This window comes from Pseudomonas sp. GW823-FHT02C02 (assembly GCF_058797635.1).
This window is the reverse complement of record NZ_JBXAJV010000028.1, coordinates 21,838-41,332: the sequence shown is the minus strand read 5'-3', so window position 1 is coordinate 41,332 and position 19,495 is coordinate 21,838. Positions and strand designations below refer to the sequence as shown.

The 19,495-nt window shown below is 58.5% G+C and carries 21 protein-coding genes; 9 read left to right on the top strand and 12 right to left on the bottom strand.

The features are described from left to right. Nucleotides 1-7 precede the first annotated feature (7 nt). Entirely contained in the window at nucleotides 8-601 is a 594-nt protein-coding gene (locus AC1ROI_RS32465) for a PA_0111/PP_0108 family redox-active disulfide protein (RefSeq protein ID WP_042932974.1), read from the bottom strand. Beyond that, entirely contained in the window at nucleotides 567-1,307 is a 741-nt protein-coding gene (locus AC1ROI_RS32460) for an SURF1 family protein (protein ID WP_010465655.1), read from the bottom strand. The genes AC1ROI_RS32465 and AC1ROI_RS32460 overlap by 35 nt, the downstream gene beginning before the upstream one ends. Nucleotides 1,308-1,377: 70 nt before the next feature. Here AC1ROI_RS32460 and AC1ROI_RS32455 point away from each other — a divergent pair, with 70 nt between their 5' ends. Then, nucleotides 1,378-1,581, top strand: coding sequence for a twin transmembrane helix small protein (locus tag AC1ROI_RS32455; protein WP_010465658.1), 204 nt, complete (start codon nucleotides 1,378-1,380; stop codon nucleotides 1,579-1,581). Between the two features lie 4 nt (nucleotides 1,582-1,585). Here the strand turns inward: AC1ROI_RS32455 and AC1ROI_RS32450 are convergent, their stop codons facing one another. The 4 genes from AC1ROI_RS32450 to coxB form a co-directional block, all read right to left on the bottom strand. Continuing rightward, the gene (locus tag AC1ROI_RS32450; RefSeq protein ID WP_010465659.1) at nucleotides 1,586-2,473 is read right to left on the bottom strand and encodes a cytochrome c oxidase subunit 3; all 888 of its coding nucleotides are present in this window, start codon (nucleotides 2,471-2,473) and stop codon (nucleotides 1,586-1,588) included. Nucleotides 2,474-2,498: 25 nt separating this feature from the next. Next, a complete protein-coding gene (locus AC1ROI_RS32445) occupies nucleotides 2,499-3,050 on the bottom strand; it encodes a cytochrome c oxidase assembly protein (protein ID WP_010465661.1) in 552 nt (183 codons plus the stop codon). A gap of 126 nt (nucleotides 3,051-3,176) precedes the next feature. Then, nucleotides 3,177-4,763 carry a cytochrome c oxidase subunit I gene (ctaD, locus tag AC1ROI_RS32440; RefSeq protein ID WP_010465663.1) on the bottom strand — a complete coding sequence of 529 codons (1,587 nt, stop codon included), beginning with the start codon at nucleotides 4,761-4,763 and terminating at the stop codon, nucleotides 3,177-3,179. Nucleotides 4,764-4,845: 82 nt separating this feature from the next. Further along, nucleotides 4,846-5,973, bottom strand: coding sequence for a cytochrome c oxidase subunit II (coxB, locus tag AC1ROI_RS32435; protein WP_010465665.1), 1,128 nt, complete (start codon nucleotides 5,971-5,973; stop codon nucleotides 4,846-4,848). A gap of 372 nt (nucleotides 5,974-6,345) precedes the next feature. Here coxB and AC1ROI_RS32430 point away from each other — a divergent pair, with 372 nt between their 5' ends. Then, entirely contained in the window at nucleotides 6,346-6,996 is a 651-nt protein-coding gene (locus AC1ROI_RS32430) for a hypothetical protein (RefSeq protein ID WP_010465667.1), read from the top strand. 124 nt (nucleotides 6,997-7,120) lie between these two features. On the opposite strand, the gene AC1ROI_RS32425 is transcribed toward AC1ROI_RS32430, so the two are convergent. From AC1ROI_RS32425 to AC1ROI_RS32415, 3 genes are all read right to left on the bottom strand, one after another. After that, nucleotides 7,121-8,647, bottom strand: a complete 1,527-nt coding sequence (locus AC1ROI_RS32425; protein ID WP_102595195.1) for a SulP family inorganic anion transporter — start codon at nucleotides 8,645-8,647, stop codon at nucleotides 7,121-7,123. A gap of 84 nt (nucleotides 8,648-8,731) precedes the next feature. Then, complete coding sequence (locus tag AC1ROI_RS32420) at nucleotides 8,732-9,463, bottom strand: carbonic anhydrase (RefSeq protein WP_010465672.1); 732 nt, start codon at nucleotides 9,461-9,463, stop codon at nucleotides 8,732-8,734. A 243-nt stretch (nucleotides 9,464-9,706) separates the two neighbouring features. Continuing rightward, a complete protein-coding gene (locus AC1ROI_RS32415) occupies nucleotides 9,707-10,765 on the bottom strand; it encodes a PA0069 family radical SAM protein (protein ID WP_010465674.1) in 1,059 nt (352 codons plus the stop codon). A gap of 208 nt (nucleotides 10,766-10,973) precedes the next feature. On the opposite strand from AC1ROI_RS32415, the gene AC1ROI_RS32410 reads away from it, so the two are divergent. From AC1ROI_RS32410 to AC1ROI_RS32395, 4 genes are all read left to right on the top strand, one after another. Beyond that, the gene (locus AC1ROI_RS32410; protein WP_102595196.1) at nucleotides 10,974-11,276 is read left to right on the top strand and encodes a hypothetical protein; all 303 of its coding nucleotides are present in this window, start codon (nucleotides 10,974-10,976) and stop codon (nucleotides 11,274-11,276) included. 137 nt (nucleotides 11,277-11,413) lie between these two features. Further along, a complete protein-coding gene (locus AC1ROI_RS32405; RefSeq protein WP_102595197.1) occupies nucleotides 11,414-11,665 on the top strand; it encodes a hypothetical protein in 252 nt (83 codons plus the stop codon). 189 nt (nucleotides 11,666-11,854) lie between these two features. Continuing rightward, nucleotides 11,855-12,160 (top strand): hypothetical protein, encoded by a 306-nt coding sequence (locus tag AC1ROI_RS32400; RefSeq protein ID WP_010465681.1) that lies wholly within the window; start codon nucleotides 11,855-11,857, stop codon nucleotides 12,158-12,160. A 239-nt stretch (nucleotides 12,161-12,399) separates the two neighbouring features. Next, nucleotides 12,400-13,047 carry a phosphatase domain-containing protein gene (locus AC1ROI_RS32395; RefSeq protein WP_042932457.1) on the top strand — a complete coding sequence of 216 codons (648 nt, stop codon included), beginning with the start codon at nucleotides 12,400-12,402 and terminating at the stop codon, nucleotides 13,045-13,047. Nucleotides 13,048-13,050: 3 nt separating this feature from the next. On the opposite strand, the gene AC1ROI_RS32390 is transcribed toward AC1ROI_RS32395, so the two are convergent. The 3 genes from AC1ROI_RS32390 to prlC form a co-directional block, all read right to left on the bottom strand. Then, the gene (locus AC1ROI_RS32390; protein ID WP_102595198.1) at nucleotides 13,051-15,099 is read right to left on the bottom strand and encodes a M3 family metallopeptidase; all 2,049 of its coding nucleotides are present in this window, start codon (nucleotides 15,097-15,099) and stop codon (nucleotides 13,051-13,053) included. Between the two features lie 112 nt (nucleotides 15,100-15,211). Further along, a complete protein-coding gene (locus AC1ROI_RS32385) occupies nucleotides 15,212-15,499 on the bottom strand; it encodes a YheV family putative zinc ribbon protein (protein WP_102595199.1) in 288 nt (95 codons plus the stop codon). Then, nucleotides 15,496-17,574 (bottom strand): oligopeptidase A, encoded by a 2,079-nt coding sequence (gene prlC, locus AC1ROI_RS32380; protein ID WP_172962171.1) that lies wholly within the window; start codon nucleotides 17,572-17,574, stop codon nucleotides 15,496-15,498. Before prlC ends, AC1ROI_RS32385 begins: the two co-directional genes overlap by 4 nt. Before the next feature lie 62 nt (nucleotides 17,575-17,636). Here prlC and AC1ROI_RS32375 point away from each other — a divergent pair, with 62 nt between their 5' ends. The 3 genes from AC1ROI_RS32375 to AC1ROI_RS32365 all read left to right on the top strand — a co-directional run bounded on the left by AC1ROI_RS32375 (nucleotide 17,637) and on the right by AC1ROI_RS32365 (nucleotide 19,492). After that, on the top strand, nucleotides 17,637-18,182 hold the full coding sequence (locus AC1ROI_RS32375) for a gamma carbonic anhydrase family protein (RefSeq protein WP_010465689.1): 546 nt from the start codon (nucleotides 17,637-17,639) through the stop codon (nucleotides 18,180-18,182). Nucleotides 18,183-18,208: 26 nt separating this feature from the next. After that, nucleotides 18,209-18,859 (top strand): HAD family hydrolase, encoded by a 651-nt coding sequence (locus AC1ROI_RS32370; protein ID WP_102595200.1) that lies wholly within the window; start codon nucleotides 18,209-18,211, stop codon nucleotides 18,857-18,859. Nucleotides 18,860-19,033: 174 nt separating this feature from the next. After that, nucleotides 19,034-19,492 carry an REP-associated tyrosine transposase gene (locus tag AC1ROI_RS32365; RefSeq protein WP_077748819.1) on the top strand — a complete coding sequence of 153 codons (459 nt, stop codon included), beginning with the start codon at nucleotides 19,034-19,036 and terminating at the stop codon, nucleotides 19,490-19,492. The last annotated feature ends 3 nt before the right edge of the window (nucleotides 19,493-19,495 follow it).

Here is a 19,495-nt window from a genome sequence, read left to right as displayed (position 1 = left end):
GATGCCCTTATCCGATGTTCGACAGTTTCAGCAAATGACGCAGGTCGTTGAGCAGGTCCTTACCCTTCACCGTCGGGTCGTAGCGCAGCACCAGATTGCCGTGCGGGTCGATGATCCACAGTTGCGGTGCGGTTTTGCCTCCCGCTGTTTTGGTGAAAGTGGTCAGGTCCATTGGGTAGCGTTGCAGTTGCGGGTATTCGCGGGTCAGCTTGGCGTCGTAATCGGCCGCCAACGGTTGGGCCGCGGCCAGGGCGTGACTGGCACGCCCGGCATCGCGACCGAGGCCGATCTGGATCTGCCGCGCCAGATAAACCAGCTGCTGGCAGTCCACCGAACACTCCTTGGGCGCCGTGACCAGCAATTGCCAACGGTCCTCCTGCGCTTGCACGCCAAGGTCGGCGCGGGTCTGGCCGTTGCCGATCAGCTCGCCGTGATAACTGCGGCCTTCCGGCACCCAGAACTGCAACTTGTACATGCCCGTGGCGAGGATCATCGGACCGATCACCCCCAGCAGGATCAGCAATAACTGCAACCGGCCCTTGCGCCGACTCGCCGGCGTTTTCGCCTCAGACATGCTGGGTGGATTCATGGCCGCTCCCATGGTGTTTCTCCTTTGCGTTGTGCCAGCCGAGATAGAGATAAAGGCCGAACAGGGCGATCGACATGGCGAACCACTGCACGGCATAAGCGATATGTTTTTCCGGCCCCATGGCCACTACCGGCCAATCGGCCTGGTAGGACGCGGGGCCGGCTTCTGCGCGTAATTCGTAGGCAAAACCGTCACGGTCGAGCGCCGTCCACAGCTTGGCGGGTTCGACGGCAGTGATCAGTTGTGGCCAGGTGGTGGTGCTCGGGTCGGCGTGCAATTGGAAGGTGGCGCCGGGGGAGACGTAGACCCAGGCATCCAGGCTCAGGGCCTGAGTCGGTGTCGTGAACTGCGGCGGGGTACGCCGATCCGGCCACGGCAGCCAGCCGCGATTGACCAGCAACCAGAGCCCGGTCGCCTGGTCCTGAAACGGTTGCAGCAGTTCGACGCCGACCTTGCCGTCGCGCTGGCGGTTATCCAGCAGCAGGCTGTGTGCGGCATCGAACTGGCCGTGAATTTGAACCCGGCGAAAGGCTGGATCCTCGGTGTGTAGCAGCTCGGTGCTGGCCATCGGTTCAGCCGTGCGGCGCTCGGCGTAGCTGTGCAGCAGCGCGCTTTTCTCCGCGCCCCGGCTCAATTGCCAGAACCCCAGTGACACCAGCATGGGCAATAGAAGTGCGACCACCAGGGTCGGCACGATGCCCGGCCGGAAGCGCTTCATGGCGTCGCCAGAAAGTCGCTGGTTGCGATAGCTATACTCAAGTGCATCGCCTTTCCCCCGGAGTCCCACCATGCTCAAAGCAGCCATCGTCCTGATGCTGATTGCCACGGTTGTCAGCCTGTTCAGCGGCCTGTTTTTTCTGGTCAAGGACGACAGCAGCTCGAACCGCCTCGTCATTGCCTTGAGTGTTCGTGTTGCCCTGGCCGCTATCACCGTCGGCTTGATTGCCTGGGGTTTTTTCAGCGGCCAGTTGGTTTCTAGTGCGCCTTGGTAAAGCCTCAGAGCACGTAGACGAAAACGAACAGCCCGATCCACACCACGTCCACGAAGTGCCAATACCAACTCGCCGCTTCAAACGCGAACTGGTGCTCGTTATCGAAGTGCCCACGCATGATCCGCATCAGCATCACAAACAGAATGATGGTGCCGATGGTCACGTGGGCGCCGTGGAACCCGGTGAGCATGAAGAACGTCGCGCCGTAGATGCCGGAACCCAGGGTCAGGCCCAGTTCGCGATAGGCGTGGATATATTCTTCGGCCTGAAAACCGAGGAACGCACAGCCGAGCAAGACAGTGATCGCCAGCCAGATTTTCAGCGCACCGCGATGGCCCTTTTTCAAAGCGTGGTGGGCGATGGTCACGGTGACGCTGGAGCTCACGAGCAATACGGTATTGAGCAGCGGCAGGCCCCAGGGGCTGATAACGTCCTTGGGTGCCGGGAAGAGTTTCGGATCCGGGTTGTTCAACAGCGGCCAAACGAACTCGAAGTTCGGCCACAGCATGTGCGCCAGGCCTTTCGCGCCTTCACCGCCGAGCGCCGGACCGGACACATGCCGCACATAAAACAGTGCACCGAAGAAGGCGATGAAGAACATCACCTCCGAAAAGATGAACCAGCTCATGCCCCAGCGGAACGAGCGGTCCATCTGGGCGCTGTACAACCCGCTGCGACTTTCCTTGATTACCGTGCCGAACCAGCCGAACAGCATGTAAGCCAAGAGCAGGCCGCCGACGAAAAAGATCAGCGGGCCGTGGGATTCCGGCCGCGCAGCCTTCAGGTCGTTGAACCAGGTGGCCAGGCCGAACACGGTGACGAACATGCCGACGGTGGCGATGATCGGCCATTTGCTCTGGGCCGGTACGTAATAGTGTTCATGAGTTGCCATTTATTGTTCTCCTTATCGGGCACGCTCAGCCGCCAGTGTTTACAGCTACCGGTGGATGTCGGGCGGTGATATCGAACAGCGTGTAGGACAGCGTCAGGTGCTTCACTTCCTTGGGCATGTCGCGGTCAACGATGAAACGTACCGGCATCTCGATCCGTTGACCGGGCTGCAGCACTTGCTGGGTAAAGCAGAAACATTCGGTCTTGTGGAAGTACGCTGCCGCGTTGCTGGGTGCGATGCTCGGCACTGCCTGGGCGCTCATCGGTTTGTCGGTCGGGTTGTGCGCGATAAAAATCATCTCGTTCACCGCCCCTGGGTTGGCCGTCAGTTCGTCACTTTTGGGATAGAAATCCCAGGACATGTCGGCGGAATTGGTCGACAGAAACTGCACGCGCACCTGCCGCGAAGTGTCGACCGTCTGCTCGCCCTCGTACTGCCCGGCGGTCTTGCCATTGATGCCGAACGCCTTGCACATCACGTCATAGATCGGCACCAGGGCAAACCCGAAGATAAACATCGCCACCACCACCAACAGCAGACGCGTGACCAGCTTCTTCATCGAAATCGAGTCAGCCATGGTTTCCAACCTCTTCGCCGAACCCTGTGGGAGCGAGCCTGCTCGCGAAGCAAACACCGCGGTTTAACAGGCAGACCGCGTCATCGTTCTTCGCGAGCAGGCTCGCTCCCACATAGGTTTGTGTGTTCATTTCACTTCCGGCGGCGTAGTGAAGGTGTGATACGGCGCTGGTGACGGGATGCTCCACTCCAGGCCTTCCGCGCCATCCCACGGTTTGGCGGGTGCTGGCGGGCCGCCGCGGATGGTCTTGATTACGATGAACAGGAAGAAGATCTGCGTGGCGCCGAACATGAACGCACCAATCGACGACACCATGTTGAAGTCGGCGAATTGCAGGTTGTAGTCCGGAATCCGCCGCGGCATGCCCGCCAGGCCCACGAAGTGCATCGGGAAGAACGCCATGTTCATGCCGATGAACGAGAGCCAGAAATGCAGCTTGCCGAGGGTTTCGTCGTACATGTGGCCGGTCCATTTCGGCAACCAATAGTAGGCCGACGCGAAGATCCCGAAGATCGCCCCCGGCACCAATACATAGTGGAAATGCGCGACCACGAAGTAGGTGTCCTGGTACTGGAAGTCCGCCGGGGCAATGGCAAGCATCAGCCCGGAGAAGCCGCCGATGGAGAACAGGATCACGAACGCCACCGCGAACAGCATCGGTGTCTCGAAGGTCAGCGAGCCTTGCCACATGGTGCTGGCCCAGTTGAACACTTTCACTCCGGTTGGCACCGCGATCAGCAGTGTGGCGTACATGAAGAACAACTCGCCCACCAGCGGAATGCCGACCACGAACATGTGGTGCGCCCAGACGATGAACGACAGGAACGCGATGCTCGCCGTGGCGTAGACCATCGAGGTGTAGCCAAACAGCGGCTTGCGCGAGAAGGTCGGGATGATCGAGCTGACGGCACCGAAGGCCGGCAGGATCATGATGTACACCTCGGGGTGACCGAAGAACCAGAACACATGCTGGAACAACACCGGGTCCCCGCCACCGGCGGCACTGAAGAAGCTGGTGCCGAAGTGGATGTCCATCAGCATCATCGTCACGCACCCGGCCAGCACCGGCATCACCGCGATCAGCAGGAAAGCGGTGATCAGCCACGTCCAGACGAACAGCGGCATCTTCATCAACGTCATGCCGGGGGCGCGCAGGTTGAGGATGGTGGCAATCACGTTGATCGCACCCATGATCGAACTGATCCCCATCAAGTGGATGGCGAAGATGAAGAACGTCACGCTTTCCGGTGCATAGGTCGTCGACAGCGGGGCGTAGAACGTCCAGCCGAAGTTCGGTCCGCCACCGGGGGTGAACAGGGTCGACACCAGCAGGATGAAAGCCGCCGGCAACAGCCAGAAGCTGAAGTTGTTCATCCGTGGCAGGGCCATGTCGGGCGCGCCGATCATCAACGGGATCATCCAGTTGGCGAGGCCGACGAACGCCGGCATCACCGCGCCGAACACCATGACCAGACCATGCATGGTCGTCATCTGGTTGAAGAATTCCGGCTGGACGATTTGCAGTCCCGGCTGGAACAGCTCGGCGCGAATCACCATCGCGAACGAGCCACCCAACAGGAACATGGAAAACGCAAACCACAGGTACAGCGTGCCGATGTCCTTGTGGTTGGTGGTCAGCACCCAACGCATCAGGCCTTTGGCGGGACCGTGGGCGTGATCGGCATGACCATGGTCATCGATGACGGCGCTCATGGCGTGTCTCCTGCAAACAGATGGGCTGGGCAGGCCGGGGCGCGCTGCCCCGACCGGTTCCTTGGTTGCGCAATAGAGCGGGTCATTTGCTTTCCGCCTGTTTCAGCTCCAGCACTTCTTTAGGAGTGACCATGTCGCCTTTGTTGTTGCCCCAGGCGTTACGTTCGTAGGTCACCACCGCCGCGATATCGACTTCCGAGAGCTGCTTGCCGAACGCCGCCATCGCGGTACCCGGCTTGCCGTGGTAGACAATGCTCAGGTGACCTTCCTTCGGTCCGGTGGCGATTTTCGAGCCTTTGAGCGCCGGGAACATCGGCGGCAAGCCCTGACCTTCGGCCTGGTGACAGGCGACGCAGGCGGTGTGATAGACCTTGTCGCCGCGCTCCTTGAGCTCGTCGAGGGTCCATTCCTTGCTGGTCAGTTCTTTAAGCTGCAGGGATTCGGCCTTGCGTTCGGCCAGCCATTTTTCGTAATCGGCCTTTTCCTTGACCTCGACCACGATCGGCATGAAGCCATGGTCCTTGCCGCACAGTTCGGCGCACTGGCCACGGTAGATGCCGGGTTTGTCGACGCGGGTCCAGGCTTCGTTGACGAACCCGGGAATCGCATCGCGCTTGACCGCAAAGGCCGGCACCCACCAGGAGTGGATAACGTCGGCGGACGTCACGAGGAAACGCACCTTGGCGCCAATCGGCAGCACTAAAGGCTTGTCGACCTCAAGCAAGTAATGCTCGCCCTTGGTTTCCTTGTTGTGGATCTGGTCGGCAGGGGTCGTCAGGTTGCTGAAGAATTCGACGTCCTGGCCCAGGTATTTGTAGTGCCACTTCCACTGATAGCCGGTGACCTGGATATCGATATCCGGCTCACTGGCGTCGTACATCTTGATCAGGGTTGCCGTCGCAGGAACCGCCATGGCCACCAGAATCAGGAAGGGCACGATGGTCCAGAGGATTTCGACGGTGGTGCTTTCATGAAATTTTGCGGCCACCTGCCCGGTGGAGCGGCGGTGGACCATCATCGACCAGAACATGGCGCCGAAGACGATGATGCCGATCACTACACAGATCCAGAAAATGGTCATGTGCAGGTCAAATACTGCGTGACTGATTTCAGTCGCTCCCGGCGCCATATTCACAGTCCAGGCGGCTTGCGCCTGGCTGAAAATCGACCACAACAGGAGGCCCATCCAGACGTGTGGATGTCGCATCATTGCGGGTTCCCCTTATCGTTCTTGTTATCCCGCCGGCTTTCACCTGCGGCAAGGGAGCGGCTTTTTCAGACTACGAAACTTGAATCGCCGAGCCTTGCTGCGTGTGCAGTCGGGCGTCATCAGCTAACTCCATTCCCACCCGAGTATAGACAGCGACTGCTACCTCGCAACGTGATGGCGTAAATGATCTGAAACAGCTGGGACTTGCGTTCAAGGTCACGAATGGAGAAGGATGCAGACGAGTGGTGGCAAATCGATATAACGGAGGCGTCTCAAGGATGAAACAATTATGACAAATGCGTCTTAGCATTTTTCATAAGCAAGCTAAGTTATGTCTTCCCTATTTCATTGCCTTTGTTTCCTGGAGTTTTCATGAACACCGCCGCATTGCGCGAGCAGATCCAAAAAGCCCAACAACACGAGGCCGAGACCGGCCTGCTGACTCGTCAGCTTGAAACTCAATTGCCACACCTTCACTCCGCCATCCAATTGCCGGATGCCGACGCCAACGGCGTGATGACGCGTTTTGTGGCCGCGTACATAGAGCAAGTGCCGGACCTGCTGGACGCAGCCAATGAAGTCGCCAGGGAAGCGGGTATCGAATCACAGATCAAGCCGGTGCTGACAATCGCCGAGCAGTTCTTCCTCCAGCCACCGGCAATCATGGCCGGTCATGTCGGCCTGGACAGCCTGCTGGATGAAGCCTATCTGGCGCATCGGTTGGTGGAAGAGGTCAATGACCTGTACATCAAGCATTTTGGCCAGCCACTGATCCCCTTGGACATGACGGTCGCCAACCTGATTGCCCACCAACTGATCGGCGAGGATTTTGCCAACCAACTGGATGAGGCGGTGCATCACGCTGTGGATGAGATGCTCAATGAAGACAGTTTCGCGCTGGAGTCCGTGGAGGCCTACCGCGAAAAACTCAACAGCCCGGACACCGGCGCCGCCTGGAAGCGCTGGCCGTGCCTGTCGCGCCAGCTGGGCGTAGGGCTGGAGCTGGATCAGCCGGCGGCTTGATTCTTTAGAATCAGCACCGTCCCCTGTGGGAGCGAGCCTGCTCGCGATTGCGATATGTCATTCAACATTTATGTCGATTGATACACCGCCTTCGCGAGCAGGCTCGCTCCCACATTGATTACTTCTATGCCGTAGAGCCCACTCCGGAGGTGGTTCGTAAACGCCCCTCCAACCGACGCTTCAACCCCCGCGCTTCAATAATCAGCTTCGACCCCTTGGCCGCATTGGCCCGACCCCATTCCTCAAGCAACTCCAGACACGAGTGATCGATGTAGCTCAGGTTATTGAGCGGCACATGCACTGTCGCGCCTGGGGGAATGGTCCCCAGCACCTGGGTCAGCGCCGGCACCTTGAGAAAGGTTGCGGCCCCCGTCAGTCGTAACTCCATCTCACCGTCGGCCGGCAGGTCGATCAGGCTGATTTTCAACCGCGAGGCCTTCCAGGCCAGTTTGGCCAGGGTCAACCCGAAGCCGATCAGCACGCCGGTCAACAGGTCGGTGAAGATGATTGCCAGCGCTGTCGCCGCGTAGGTGAACATCGGCATCCGGCCATAACGGCCCAGACCGCGAAAGGCCTTGAGGTCGACCAGTTTGAAACCGGTGTACACCAGCACACCCGCCAGGCTTGCCACCGGAATGCTTTGCAGCACGCTGGACAGCAACAACACGAAAGCCAGCAACCACAGACCGTGGAAGATCGCCGACATTCGCGTGGTGGCGCCAGCCTGGACGTTGGCCGAGCTACGCACGATCACGCCGGTCATGGGCAGCGCGCCAAGCAGGCCGCAGAGCATGTTGCCGACGCCCTGTGCCGACAACTCCCGATCGAAATCGGAGCGCTGGCCGCTGTGCATGCGATCCACCGCCGCTGCGGAGAGCAGGGTCTCGGCGCTGGCGATGAAGGCCACGGCAAATGCCGCGATCAATAACGTCGGGTCGGCCAGATTGAGCAAGTCGGCAGGCTTCAGCCAGTCGATGGCTTCTGCCAGGTTGGCCGGAACTTCCACGCGTTTGACCTGCAAGGCGAGCATCAGGCTGGCCACCGTCGCCAGACCTACGCCAAGCAGCGCGCCGGGTATGAAGCGAAGGGAGTGCGGACGGAATTTTTCCCACAACCACATCACCGCAATCGTCGACAGGCCAAGCAAACCGGCTTGCCAGCCAAGGGAGGGCAAGGCCTGGAGGACGGCCGCCGGGAAGGCTGCGAGGTTATCCAGCCCCGAAGGCTTGGGCACAGCGTCCAGCATCACATGCACTTGCGACAACACGATCAGCACGCCGATCCCGGCGAGCATGCCGTACACCACCGCTGGCGCCGTGACCCGAAACCAGCAGCCCAGCTTGAAGCGCCCGGCCATCAGTTGCAGAAAACCCGCCAACAGCAGGATGGGACCGAGCATGGCAACACCATGCTGGCGCACCAGTTCAAAGACCAGCACCGCCAGACCCGCCGCCGGGCCGCTGACTTGCAGAGGCGAACCTGCAAGCCAACCGACGACCAGTCCACCGATGATCCCGGTGATCAAACCCTTGGCCGGCGGCAGGCCCGAGGCGATGGCGATGCCCATGCACAAGGGCAGGGCGACCAGAAACACAACCACGGACGCCAGCAGCTCCCGTGGCAGAACAGCTTTGAGTTGAGCAGCACGCATGGTGACTCTCCCGAAGTTTTCTTCAGGCGTGGCAAAGCCAGGCTGCTTGATCAGCAACCTCGGCTAAACCACACCTGGGAGGATTTAGAAGCGCGCTTTGGGCGTCGCCACGGGGATCGGATGGCTGCCATCAAGCGGCAGGAAACACCCTTTGTCCGCGTCGTAAGCTCTGATTTCGCTGGTTTCGATGTTGTAGATCCAGCCATGGATAAACAGCTGACCGTTAGCCATGCGCGAGGCGACCGAAGGGTGCGTGCGCAAATGCTGAAGCTGGGCGATCACGTTTTCTTCGGTGAGGACATGCATGCTTTCGCTTTCGTCAGCGCAATGGCAGTTTTCCTGGACCATCGATTTCGCCACTTCGGCATGACGCAGCCAGGCTTTGACCGTGGGCATTTTTTCCAGGCTTTGCGGGTTGAGCACGGCGCGCATCGCGCCACAGTCGGAGTGCCCGCAAATGATGATGTGCTGTACGCCGAGGGCCAGGACCGCGTATTCGATGGCCGTGGAAACACCGCCGTTCATCTGCCCATAGGGCGGCACAACGTTGCCGACGTTACGGGTCACGAACAGGTCGCCGGGGGCGCTTTGGGTGATCAGTTCAGGAACGATGCGCGAATCGGCGCAGGCGATAAACATCGCTCGAGGGCTCTGAGCCGTGGCGAGTTTTTTGAAGAGTTCTTCCTGCTGGGGAAAAACTTCGTGATGAAAATGCAAAAAGCCGTCAACGATATGCTTCAGCGCTGCATCGGCGGTTTCCGCCTCGGGTTGGGCTGAAGCCGACGCAGCCAACGGCTGTTTATCCTTGTCACTCATGATTCATCCTCTTTGGCGGAGTCAGGGAATTTTCCCGTTTTGTCCGGTGTGAAGCCAGTGGCTGTTTAAAAAACATCCAGGCCGAAGATCTCGACCCGTCAGTCACTCGATGAACAAGGTATCTGTCGAAACTTAACTCAAACTGAATCAAGCGCTCTAGGACGTGTGTTCCAGGTCACAAAAAACGTGACCAGCCTAATGGCCAAGTGCTTTTCCTCCTACTCAACCATAGGCCAATTGTCCTCAAATCAACGACATCTGGCGACCTGGCGGACAGAAGGCGTCGCAGTCCAGGTTAAAACCTTCGCGATGATTGAGCCCCAACCGTTTGATCGATTTGGCAAAGCGTTGCGCCAACAGATCGGCAAACGGCCCCTCTCCGCGCATTCGGGCTCCGAACCGACTGTCGTAGAGCTCCCCGCCACGGCTTTGGCGGATCAGGCTCAACACATGAGCGGCACGCTGCGGATAGTGGGCGGCCAGCCATTCTTCGAACAGCGGCGCCACTTCCAGCGGCAGCCGCAACATCATATAGGCGGCGCTCTGGGCACCGGCAGCATGGGCTTCGTTGAGCAGGCTTTCGAGTTCGCTGTCGTTGATCATCGGAATCATCGGCGAACACAGCACGCCCACCGGTATCCCGGCTTCGCGCATGACCCGGATGGCACGTAGCCGGGCCTTGGGCGCAGCCGCGCGCGGTTCGAGGATGCGTTTGAGTTCATCGTCGAGGGTGGTGAGGCTGATCATCACCGCCACCAGCCGTTGCTCGGCGAGTTCGGCCAGCAGATCCAGGTCCCGAAGAATCAGCGAGCCCTTTGTAATGATGGTCACCGGATGCCGGTAACGCAGTAGCACTTCAAGGGTCTTGCGGGTGATTTTGTGTTCGCGCTCGATCGGCTGGTAGGGATCGGTGTTGGAGCCCAGATTGATCGGCGCGCATTGATAGCCGCGCTTGGACAGCTGTTCTTCCAGCACATCGGCGGCGTTGGTCTTGGCGATCAGTTTGGTTTCGAAATCGAGCCCGGGTGACATGTCCCAATAGGCATGGCTGGGGCGCGCGTAGCAGTAGATGCAACCGTGCTCGCAGCCGCGGTAAGGGTTGATCGAGCGGTCGAAGGGCAAGTCCGGGGAATTGTTGCGGGTGATGATGGTTTTCGCCGTTTCGATGCGCACTTGTGTGCCCTGCGTGACGGGCGCTTCCTGATACCAGCCGTCATCCTCGGCCACCGAGCGATTCGGCGCGAAGCGGTTGTGCGGGTTGGTGGCGGTGCCGCGGCCGCGAGGGGGAATAGGAATGGCCATTTGAGCTCCTGCTAGCTGTATAAATACACAGTATTAGAAGCAACAAGATTTGCCTAGCTCCGTTCGGCGTGTTCTCCAAGGTAGAGGGGACTGGTTGTGTATATACCTGTCATGTTTGACAGTAGACGGGGCAAGAAATACATCCTATGAATAACAAGGCACCGATATCTGGCCGCTGTTTCACGTTTACGTCATAGGAGATTTGGTTATGGAGACGAGTAAAGGGATATTGTTGACGGTACTCGACGTTAATAAAGACGGAGTTCAAGAGGTCAAAATAGAATTTGTTACTCGGGAAACTGACTTCGATCTGGGCTCCGGGAATTTTAGCGACACTATCGTTAATTCATATGCGGTTTTGGTTTCTAAGAAAAATGGCTCGACAACATTCAATAAGGCTTCCGTGCATGGCGATATTGACCAAGATGGAGATATTGATATGGAGGGTGAGCAACTGCTTTTTGATCTTGCAAACACAGTCATTAAATTCAAGGCGAGTAGCGGAAATTGAAGGCGCTGAACAGTACTGGATATACAGCCACCTGTCATGTATGACAGTAGACAGCTTGTGAGTGGGCGGCCTACTTTGGGTTGGAGGATTCCAATTCAATGGAACCTCCCTCTCAATTGACTGACTCACGAGGTGTCATGATGGCCGTTAAAGAGATTCGCATTTCCATTGAAGATTTTAACAACGATAAAGTCCCAGAAGTCTTGCTCGAGTTCTATGATAAAAAGAAGGAGCTCGAGTTTTCAACTTCCGTTTCGGCGTCAAAAAAGAAAGGTGTTTACGATAAGGTTGACGTTAAAGGTGACGCCGATGGTGATGGGGATTTCGATCCCGCCGATGATAAAAAATTCATCCGCCTTGCGGCTGCCGCCGCTGAAATGTTGAAGTAAGTATTGGTGAGGCCGTACGGAATGCTCCCTACGGCCTATTTAGTTTTGGATTTGTTGGAGTATTGATGGGTTCTATCAAATATTTGCAATCATGAGAAACACATCGCAAGTGGCGCAATTATAAACTTCATTAGTAGTATTCGTTTTACGCGAAATTGTCGTGTTTAAAACATTAAAAGGATTTAATGAATGTCGAATTACAATCAGCGCGGTATCTTTCTTCAGCTGTTGCCCGCCTCTATCGTTAGTCCAAAAGAAGTTCGGGTTTCCATGCAGTTTGCGTTAAAGGAGGAGGGTTATGACCCGGAAAACCGCACGAGCACTTACTCCCTGCTGGACTCCAGCACCCGCGAGGCTGTATCGAATGACGGCGGCGTGACCTTCACCATGGGCGCCGCTCGTTCTGATGTGGACGGTGATGGTGACATCGACGCGCAAGACAAGGCCGTTCTGCTGGCCCTGGCGAAAGCTTATTCGAAAATCACTAATCCTTGAGTGCTACTGAACGCAGGCTTGTATAAAAACTGCATGAGTATGTCTTTGAACTAAGCACTTATAAGCGGTGCGAAAATTTCCGTGCCGCTTCTGTGTTATTGAATTGTGTAGGTCGCGCGATGAAAGCAGGATGAACTGTTCGATTCACAATTCTTTGACGGTTGACTCACGGGCCTTTGACCGTTCAGGGCCGAAGCTGTGAGTCATCTATCCACTTCTTCACACACGGTCGTCCGAGCATGTCCTTAACGCGCCTCTTTCCTGTGACGCTCCTGTTGTCGCTGGCCGCACTTTTCAACCTGACGGTGGCCTTCGCTGACGACAGCGCATCGCCCCGCCCGGCGGAATGGGCTCAATCGGTAGAGGCGCAATACAACCTCTACCAAATGACCCCGACGCTTTACCGCAGCGCTTTGCCCGACAGCGGCGCCGTATCGCTGCTGAAGAAACTCAACGTCGCGACCGTCATCAATTTTCTGCCCGAGTCGGATTCAAGCTGGTTGTCCACGCCGGACATTACTCAGGTGCAGCTGCCCTATCGCACCAATCACGTGGATGACGCCCAGGTGCTCAAGGCCCTTCGTGCCATCCAGACCGCCGAATCCCACGGCCCGGTGCTCATGCATTGCAAACACGGTTCGGACCGCACCGGCCTGATGGCGGCGATGTATCGGGTGGTGGTGCAAGGCTGGAGCAAGGAAGACGCCCTGAACGAGATGACCCAAGGCGGCTTTGGTGACAGCACCCATTTCAAGGACGGTGTGCGTTACATGATGCAGGCCGATGCCGACAAGCTTCGGACCGCGCTCGCCAACGGCGATTGCAGCACCAGTCCGTTTGCGGCCTGTTCCATGAAGAGTTGGTTCCAGTCCGCCCACGTCGAATAAGCATCAGTTCAGTGGGCAGCGGCTGCTGGACGGCGTTGCGAAAAAGCTGTCGGCGATCGGTTGTCCGAGGAATTCTTCCAGGGCGACCAATAGCGATCGCGAATCCCCCGGCGAAAAAAAGGCTTCGCGAAAGGCCTTGCCGGTTTGCGGGTTGAATACCCACTCGCGTTGAAACCGTTTGAACACCTCGGTCGCCAGTACACCCGACCATTTGTAGGCGTAAACCGACGCTGCGTACCCGGTCACCAGGTAATCGAAGCTGTTGGCGAACCGACAGTAAGGCGGCAGTTGCAGGTGAGGGATCTCGCGCTGCACGTCGTCGAAGATCTGTTCAACGCTTCGGCCATCGCCTTGGCTGCGGTGCAATTCGAAGTCAAACAACGCGGACATTAACAGCTCTGCGGTTTGCCGGCTGGTCTGGGTCTGGATGGCTGCCAATGCGGCGTCGACTCGGGCTTCGGCCAGGCGCTCGCCGGTCTGGTGGTGAGCGGCCAGCCACAGCAGAAACTCCCCTGACAGGCACCAAAGCTCGAACAATTGCCCGGTGAACTCTGCCGAATCGCGTCCCAGCTGGGTGATACCGGACAGGCGATGGTGAGGCGAGCGGGTCAGAACGTGCTGCAGGCAATGGCCGAACTCATGGAACAAAACCCGCAGGTCCTTATGAGCGAGAAGGCAAGGATGCTCGGCAATCCCGGGCGTGAAGTTGCCATGAAGCACGGCGATCGGCAGCGTCAATCGACCTTCGGCGTTCACCCGTCGATTACGTGGCGTGGCGGTCCAGGCAAAGTCCGGCGCTTCGTCCCGATGAAAAGGGTCGAGGTAAATGTACCCGACGACCTGGCCATGCTCGCTGATTTCAAACAGACGCACGTTGTCATGCCAGCGACTGCACTCTTTCTGTTCGACGATCCGGATGCCAAACATGCGCTCGCTGAACAGGCAGAGCCGCTGCAAAGTCCCGTCCAGTGGAAAGTACGTTCTCAGGTTTTTCAGCGCCCCGCCGAGACGTTGCTGGCGCAATTGTTCGGCGAGAAACTCGTGGTCCCAAGGATGGACTTCAGTCATGCCGCGCTCAAGCGCAAACGCCTTGAGTTCTTGTGCGTCCTTCTCGAGTTCCGGTGTTGCCTGCACGATTTGCCGCCGCAGGAAACCGGTGACTTGCTCGGTGGACTCGGCCATTTCCGTTACGAGGCTGAGTTGCGCAAAGTTCTCATACCCCAGCAACCTGGCTTTCTGATGACGCATGGACAGCAGCAGCTCCAGCACCGGACCATTATCGAATTGCCGGTCGTGGGGGCCTTGATCGGAAGCCCGGGTGGAGTAAGCGACAAAGTATTCTTCGCGCAGGGATCGGTCTTCGGCATAGGCCATGACACGAGTGTAGGTGTCCTGGTCCAGACGCATCAGCCAGCCGTCGTGCCCTGCCTGTTGCGCGTTGACTGCCAGGCGCTCCAGTGTCGCCGCAGACAAACCGCGCAACTGCGAGACGTCATCGATGCGCTTGCTCCAGGCTGCGCTGGCGCCTTCCAGGTTGGTCAGGAACAGGCTTTGCAGCACCCCGATGTCGCGATTCAGCCGGGCCAGCGTCTGCTGTTGTTCGATGGGCAAGTCGATGCCGGACAAGCGAAACCGGCGCAGAATTTTGTTCAAAACCGCTTTGCGCGGTTCATCGTAATTCGCCGCAGCGGGACTTTGCGCCAGCCGCTGATAAGCCCGGAACAGTGCGTGATTACCCATCTTTTCAGATTTGTACTGCGCAGCGGCATCGCGGCAAGTCCCGCTGGCTGCGTCCCAGGCCTTGCCCTCATGTTTCACCATTGAAAGGGTTTCGATGACGCCCATGGCCTCATCCAGGCGCGCATCGGTTTCATCAACGGCCAATACCAGATCATCCCAGTTCGGGGTCGTGGATTGGCTCGCGATAATCCCGGCAATGGCCTTGCGGTTGTCGGCAACAAGGGCGTCGATGGCATGCACCAGGTGCTCGGCGCGGATGTCCGGCCAGGGCGGCAGGTCCCAGTGTTGTAGCAGCGGATTGTTATCAGGCATGGCGTCTTCCTTGAGTAGGGCTGAGGGATTCAGCCTAAGGAAGAAGCGCGGGGGAAGGGTGGTAAATAGATACCACCTTCCACCCGGTCAAAGGGTGGAAGGTGATGTTGACTCAATGGTACTCGTCAGGCTTCTTCTTCAGCTTCGGGTTCGGGAAGAACTGCACCGCCTGAACCTTGGCGTCCGGCACCTTGAGCGCCGAAGTGTTGACCCGCGTGCCCAATTCCTTGGGCACCGACAGACCTTGTTCATTGAGCGTATCCGAATAACCGCAGGCCACGCATTCGCGATGCGGGACCTCGTCTTCGTTCCACATCATCAATTTGTCCGGCTCGCTACAGGCCGGGCAGACCGCCCCGGCGATAAAGCGTTTCTTCGTGATCACAGGCCCCTCGCTCATGCTGCCGCGTCCTCACTCAGGCCGCTATGGCGCAAGAGTGCGTCAATCGATGGCGCACGGCCACGGAAGTCGACGAACAGCACCATGGGTTCCTGCGAACCGCCACGCGCCAGAATCGCTTCGCGGAACGCACGACCTGTTTCGGCATTGAGCACGCCGTCTTCTTCGAACTTCGAGAAGGCGTCGGCCGAGAGCACTTCAGCCCACTTGTAGCTGTAGTAACCCGCTGCGTAACCGCCGGCGAAGATGTGGGCGAAGCTGTTCGGGAAGCGGTTGTAGGCCGGTGGACGCATGACCGAGACCTCGTCACGCACACCTTCGAGTACTTGCAGCACGCTGCGACCGTCGCCGTGGGTGGCGTGCAGTTCGAAGTCGAACAGCGAGAACTCGAGTTGGCGCACCATCATCAGGCCGGACTGGAAGTTCTTCGCCGCGAGCATTTTCTCCAGAAGATCCTGAGGCAGCGGCTCGCCGGTTTCATAGTGACCGGAGATCAGCGCCAGGCCTTCCGGCTCCCAGCACCAGTTTTCCATGAACTGACTTGGCAGCTCCACCGCATCCCAGGCTACGCCGTTGATGCCGGACACGCCGGCGTGTTCTACGCGGGTCAGCAGGTGATGCAGGCCGTGACCGAATTCGTGGAACAGGGTGGTCACTTCATCGTGGGTCAGCAGGGCCGGTTTGCCGCTGTCGGCTGGGGTGAAGTTGCACACCAGATTGGCCACCGGGCTTTGCAGCACGCCGCTGATGGTGCGGCGACGGTCACGGGCGCCGTCCATCCAGGCACCGCCGCGTTTGTTGGCGCGGGCATAGAGGTCGAAGAAGAAGCGGCCGACGTGCTGGCCGTTTTCCTTGATTTCGAACAGGCGAACATCCGGGTGCCAGGCGTCGAAGCCTTTCAGTTCGGCGATCTCGATGCCGTACAGGCGCTGGACGATAGCGAACAGGCCGCCCAGCACTTTGTCGATCGGGAAGTAGGCGCGCAGTGCTTCCTGGGCAACGCTGTAACGTTGTTCGCGAAGCTTTTCGCCGTAGAAACCGCTGTCCCAGCTTTGCAGGTCCGGGCAGCCTTGTTCGGCGGCGTAGGCCTTGAGCTGTTCCAGGTCCTGGGCGGCGAACGGTTTGCTGCGTTTGGCCAGATCGCGCAGGAAGCTGAGGACCTGATCGCTGGATTCAGCCATTTTGGTGGCCAGGCTCAGTTCCGAGAAGCTGGCGAAGCCGAGCAGCTTGGCCAGTTCCTGACGCAGGTCGAGGATTTCTTCCATGACCGGGCCGTTATCGTTCTGACCGGCGTTCGGGCCTTGGTCCGACGCACGGGTGCAATAGGCGGCGTAGACTTCTTCGCGCAAGGCACGGTCCTGGGCGTAGGTCATCACCGCGTAATAGCTCGGGAATTCCAGGGTGATGAGGAAGCCATCCAGATCTTTGGCCTGGGCTGCGGCGGCCATTTGCGCCTTGGCCGAATCGGTGAGGCCGGCGAGGGCGGCTTCATCGGTCACGTGCTTGGTCCAGGCTTGAGTCGCGTCGAGCAGCTGGTTGGAGAAGCGGCTGCCCAGCTCCGACAATTTGCTTTGCACTTCGGCGTAACGCTTCTGCTCGGCGTCCGGCAGATCGATACCCGACAGACGGAAGTCTCGCAGGGCGTGTTCCAGGATGGTTTTCTGCGCCACGTCGAAACCGGCGGCTTCCGGGCTGTTGGCCAAGGCTTCGAAGGCCTCGAACAGCTCACGGTTCTGGCCCAGCTCGGTGGAGTAGGCGCTCAAGGCCGGCAGGCAGGACTCGTAGGCTTCGCGCAATTCGGCGCTGTTGCACACGGCATTGAGGTGGCTGACCGGGCTCCAGGCGGCGCCCAGACGATCATTGAGTTCGTCCATCGCCAGCACCAGGCCGGCCCAGGTCGGTTGTTTGCCCTGGCTGTTGAGGATCTCGATAATGGCGGCACGGTTGTCAGCCAGGATCTGTTCAATGGCCGGTTGTACGTGTTCGGCCCGGATCGCCGAGAAGGGCGGCAGGTCGTAGGACTGCAAAAGAGGGTTGTTCACGCTCACGGTTGGCACCTTGGCTGGAAGAAACATGGGGCCATCTTAATTACAATCGACGCTCACCGCAGCTATCAGCAAAAGAGAGAGAGCCTATCGTGACCCTTCGCAAGTATCAGAACCACACGCCGCTACTGGGTAAAGGCGCTTTTGTCGACGGCTCGGCGGTGGTGATCGGCGACGTTGAAATCGGCGAAGACAGCTCTGTCTGGCCGCTGACGGTGATCCGTGGCGACATGCACCGCATCCGTATCGGTGCGCGCACCAGCGTTCAGGATGGCTGCGTGCTGCACATCACGCATGCCGGGCCGTTCAATCCCGATGGCTTTCCCTGCTTGATCGGAGACGACGTGACCATTGCCCATAAGGTCATGCTGCATGGCTGCAGTGTCGGCAACCGGATTCTGATCGGCATGGGCAGCATCGTCATGGATGGTGCGGTGATCGAGGACGATGTGATTGTCGGCGCTGGCAGTCTGGTGCCGCCGGGCAAGCGTCTGGAAAGCGGCTTCCTGTATGTGGGCAGCCCGGTGAAACAAATCCGCCCGCTGACGGACAAGGAAAATGCCTTTTTCACCTACAGCGCGGCGAACTACGTGAAGCTCAAGAATTTGCATCTGGCTGAAGGCTACGACCAGCTCTGACCCCGCGCCCTTATTCAGGATTCAACATGCATTACCAAACCGTTTTGTTTGATCTCGATGGGACCCTGACCGATCCGCGCGAGGGCATCACCCGTTCGATCCAGTTCGCCCTGAGCAAACTGGGGATCGATGAACCCGACCTGACCAAGCTCGAACACTTCATCGGCCCGCCGTTGTTGCAGGCGTTCATGCAGTTCTACGATTTCGACGAGCCCAAGGCCTGGGAAGCGGTGAATTTCTACCGCGAACGCTTCAAGGTCACAGGCCTGTACGAGAACCGTGTGTTCGACGGCGTCACACCGCTGCTGGAAACCCTCGGCGGGCAAGGGCGACAGTTGTTCATCGCAACCTCAAAGCCGTGGGTGTTCGCCCGGGAAATCGCCCGGCACTTTGACTTCGCCAGGCACTTCAAGGTGATTTACGGTAGCGAACTGGACGGGACACGCACCAACAAAGTCGAGTTGATTGCCTACCTGATGGCCGAAGAAGGCCTGGACCCGGCCAACACCCTGATGATCGGCGACCGCAAACACGACCTGATCGGCGCGCGCAGCAATGGGCTGGATGCGGTGGCGGTCGGTTATGGGTTTGGCAGCCGGGAAGAATTGAGCGCAGAAGCACCGGCCTATCACTTTGAGACGCTGGAAGAGATGCATCAGGCGTTTTTGCGGCGTTGATCAGTACGCCTTCGCGATCAGCCTCGCTCCTACAAAAGCAACATAGATCCCGTAGGAGCGAGGCTTGCCCGCGAAGAGGCCCGCCCAGATACATCCTGTGCAACAGTTACCACCCAAGTCCCTTCTAATCGTCCTAGGCTCAAAGTCTGAGGTCACGATCAAGGAGGATCATTAATGACAGAGCTAAAACATGCTCATCGATTGCGCACCGGCCGATATTCGGAGCCCGGACAGATTTACCTCCTGACAGCCGTCGTTTTGAACCGGCAACCGTTATTCCATGACTTCAAGAGTGGGCGACTGGTAGTCGATGCCCTGAAAACTGCTGAGCAGGAAGGGTTTGCGACGTCACTGGCCTGGGTCGTCATGCCCGATCATTTCCATTGGCTGATCGAGTTACAGAATATTCAGTTACCCAGTTTGATGGCTCGAACCAAATCACGCATCGCAGTAACGCTTAATCGCTCGGCAGGACGCCAAGGTCCGGTTTGGCAACATGGTTATCACGATCGCGCCATTCGTAAGGAAGAAGATCTACAGGCAGTTGCTCGCTACATCGTCGCCAATCCGTTGCGAGCTGGCTTGGTCGAGAGGGTAGGGGATTATCCGCTATGGGACGCGATCTGGTTGTGAGGT

Bases quoted from the DNA above. Each gene is read 5' to 3' on its own strand.
- AC1ROI_RS32425 (WP_102595195.1), bottom strand. From the start codon at position 8,647: ATGCGTGCTGCTCAACTCAAAGCTGTTCTGCCACGGGAGCTGCTGGCG.
- AC1ROI_RS32395 (WP_042932457.1), top strand. From the start codon at position 12,400: ATGTCCTTAACGCGCCTCTTTCCTGTGACGCTCCTGTTGTCGCTGGCC.
- coxB (WP_010465665.1), bottom strand. From the start codon at position 5,973: ATGATGCGACATCCACACGTCTGGATGGGCCTCCTGTTGTGGTCGATT.
- AC1ROI_RS32450 (WP_010465659.1), bottom strand. From the start codon at position 2,473: ATGGCAACTCATGAACACTATTACGTACCGGCCCAGAGCAAATGGCCG.
- prlC (WP_172962171.1), bottom strand. From the start codon at position 17,574: ATGTTTCTTCCAGCCAAGGTGCCAACCGTGAGCGTGAACAACCCTCTT.
- AC1ROI_RS32455 (WP_010465658.1), top strand. From the start codon at position 1,378: ATGCTCAAAGCAGCCATCGTCCTGATGCTGATTGCCACGGTTGTCAGC.
- AC1ROI_RS32390 (WP_102595198.1), bottom strand. From the start codon at position 15,099: ATGCCTGATAACAATCCGCTGCTACAACACTGGGACCTGCCGCCCTGG.
- AC1ROI_RS32420 (WP_010465672.1), bottom strand. From the start codon at position 9,463: ATGAGTGACAAGGATAAACAGCCGTTGGCTGCGTCGGCTTCAGCCCAA.
- AC1ROI_RS32385 (WP_102595199.1), bottom strand. From the start codon at position 15,499: ATGAGCGAGGGGCCTGTGATCACGAAGAAACGCTTTATCGCCGGGGCG.
- AC1ROI_RS32445 (WP_010465661.1), bottom strand. From the start codon at position 3,050: ATGGCTGACTCGATTTCGATGAAGAAGCTGGTCACGCGTCTGCTGTTG.
- AC1ROI_RS32405 (WP_102595197.1), top strand. From the start codon at position 11,414: ATGATGGCCGTTAAAGAGATTCGCATTTCCATTGAAGATTTTAACAAC.
- AC1ROI_RS32370 (WP_102595200.1), top strand. From the start codon at position 18,209: ATGCATTACCAAACCGTTTTGTTTGATCTCGATGGGACCCTGACCGAT.
- ctaD (WP_010465663.1), bottom strand. From the start codon at position 4,763: ATGAGCGCCGTCATCGATGACCATGGTCATGCCGATCACGCCCACGGT.
- AC1ROI_RS32400 (WP_010465681.1), top strand. From the start codon at position 11,855: ATGTCGAATTACAATCAGCGCGGTATCTTTCTTCAGCTGTTGCCCGCC.
- AC1ROI_RS32465 (WP_042932974.1), bottom strand. From the start codon at position 601: ATGGGAGCGGCCATGAATCCACCCAGCATGTCTGAGGCGAAAACGCCG.
- AC1ROI_RS32415 (WP_010465674.1), bottom strand. From the start codon at position 10,765: ATGGCCATTCCTATTCCCCCTCGCGGCCGCGGCACCGCCACCAACCCG.
- AC1ROI_RS32430 (WP_010465667.1), top strand. From the start codon at position 6,346: ATGAACACCGCCGCATTGCGCGAGCAGATCCAAAAAGCCCAACAACAC.
- AC1ROI_RS32365 (WP_077748819.1), top strand. From the start codon at position 19,034: ATGACAGAGCTAAAACATGCTCATCGATTGCGCACCGGCCGATATTCG.
- AC1ROI_RS32460 (WP_010465655.1), bottom strand. From the start codon at position 1,307: ATGAAGCGCTTCCGGCCGGGCATCGTGCCGACCCTGGTGGTCGCACTT.
- AC1ROI_RS32410 (WP_102595196.1), top strand. From the start codon at position 10,974: ATGGAGACGAGTAAAGGGATATTGTTGACGGTACTCGACGTTAATAAA.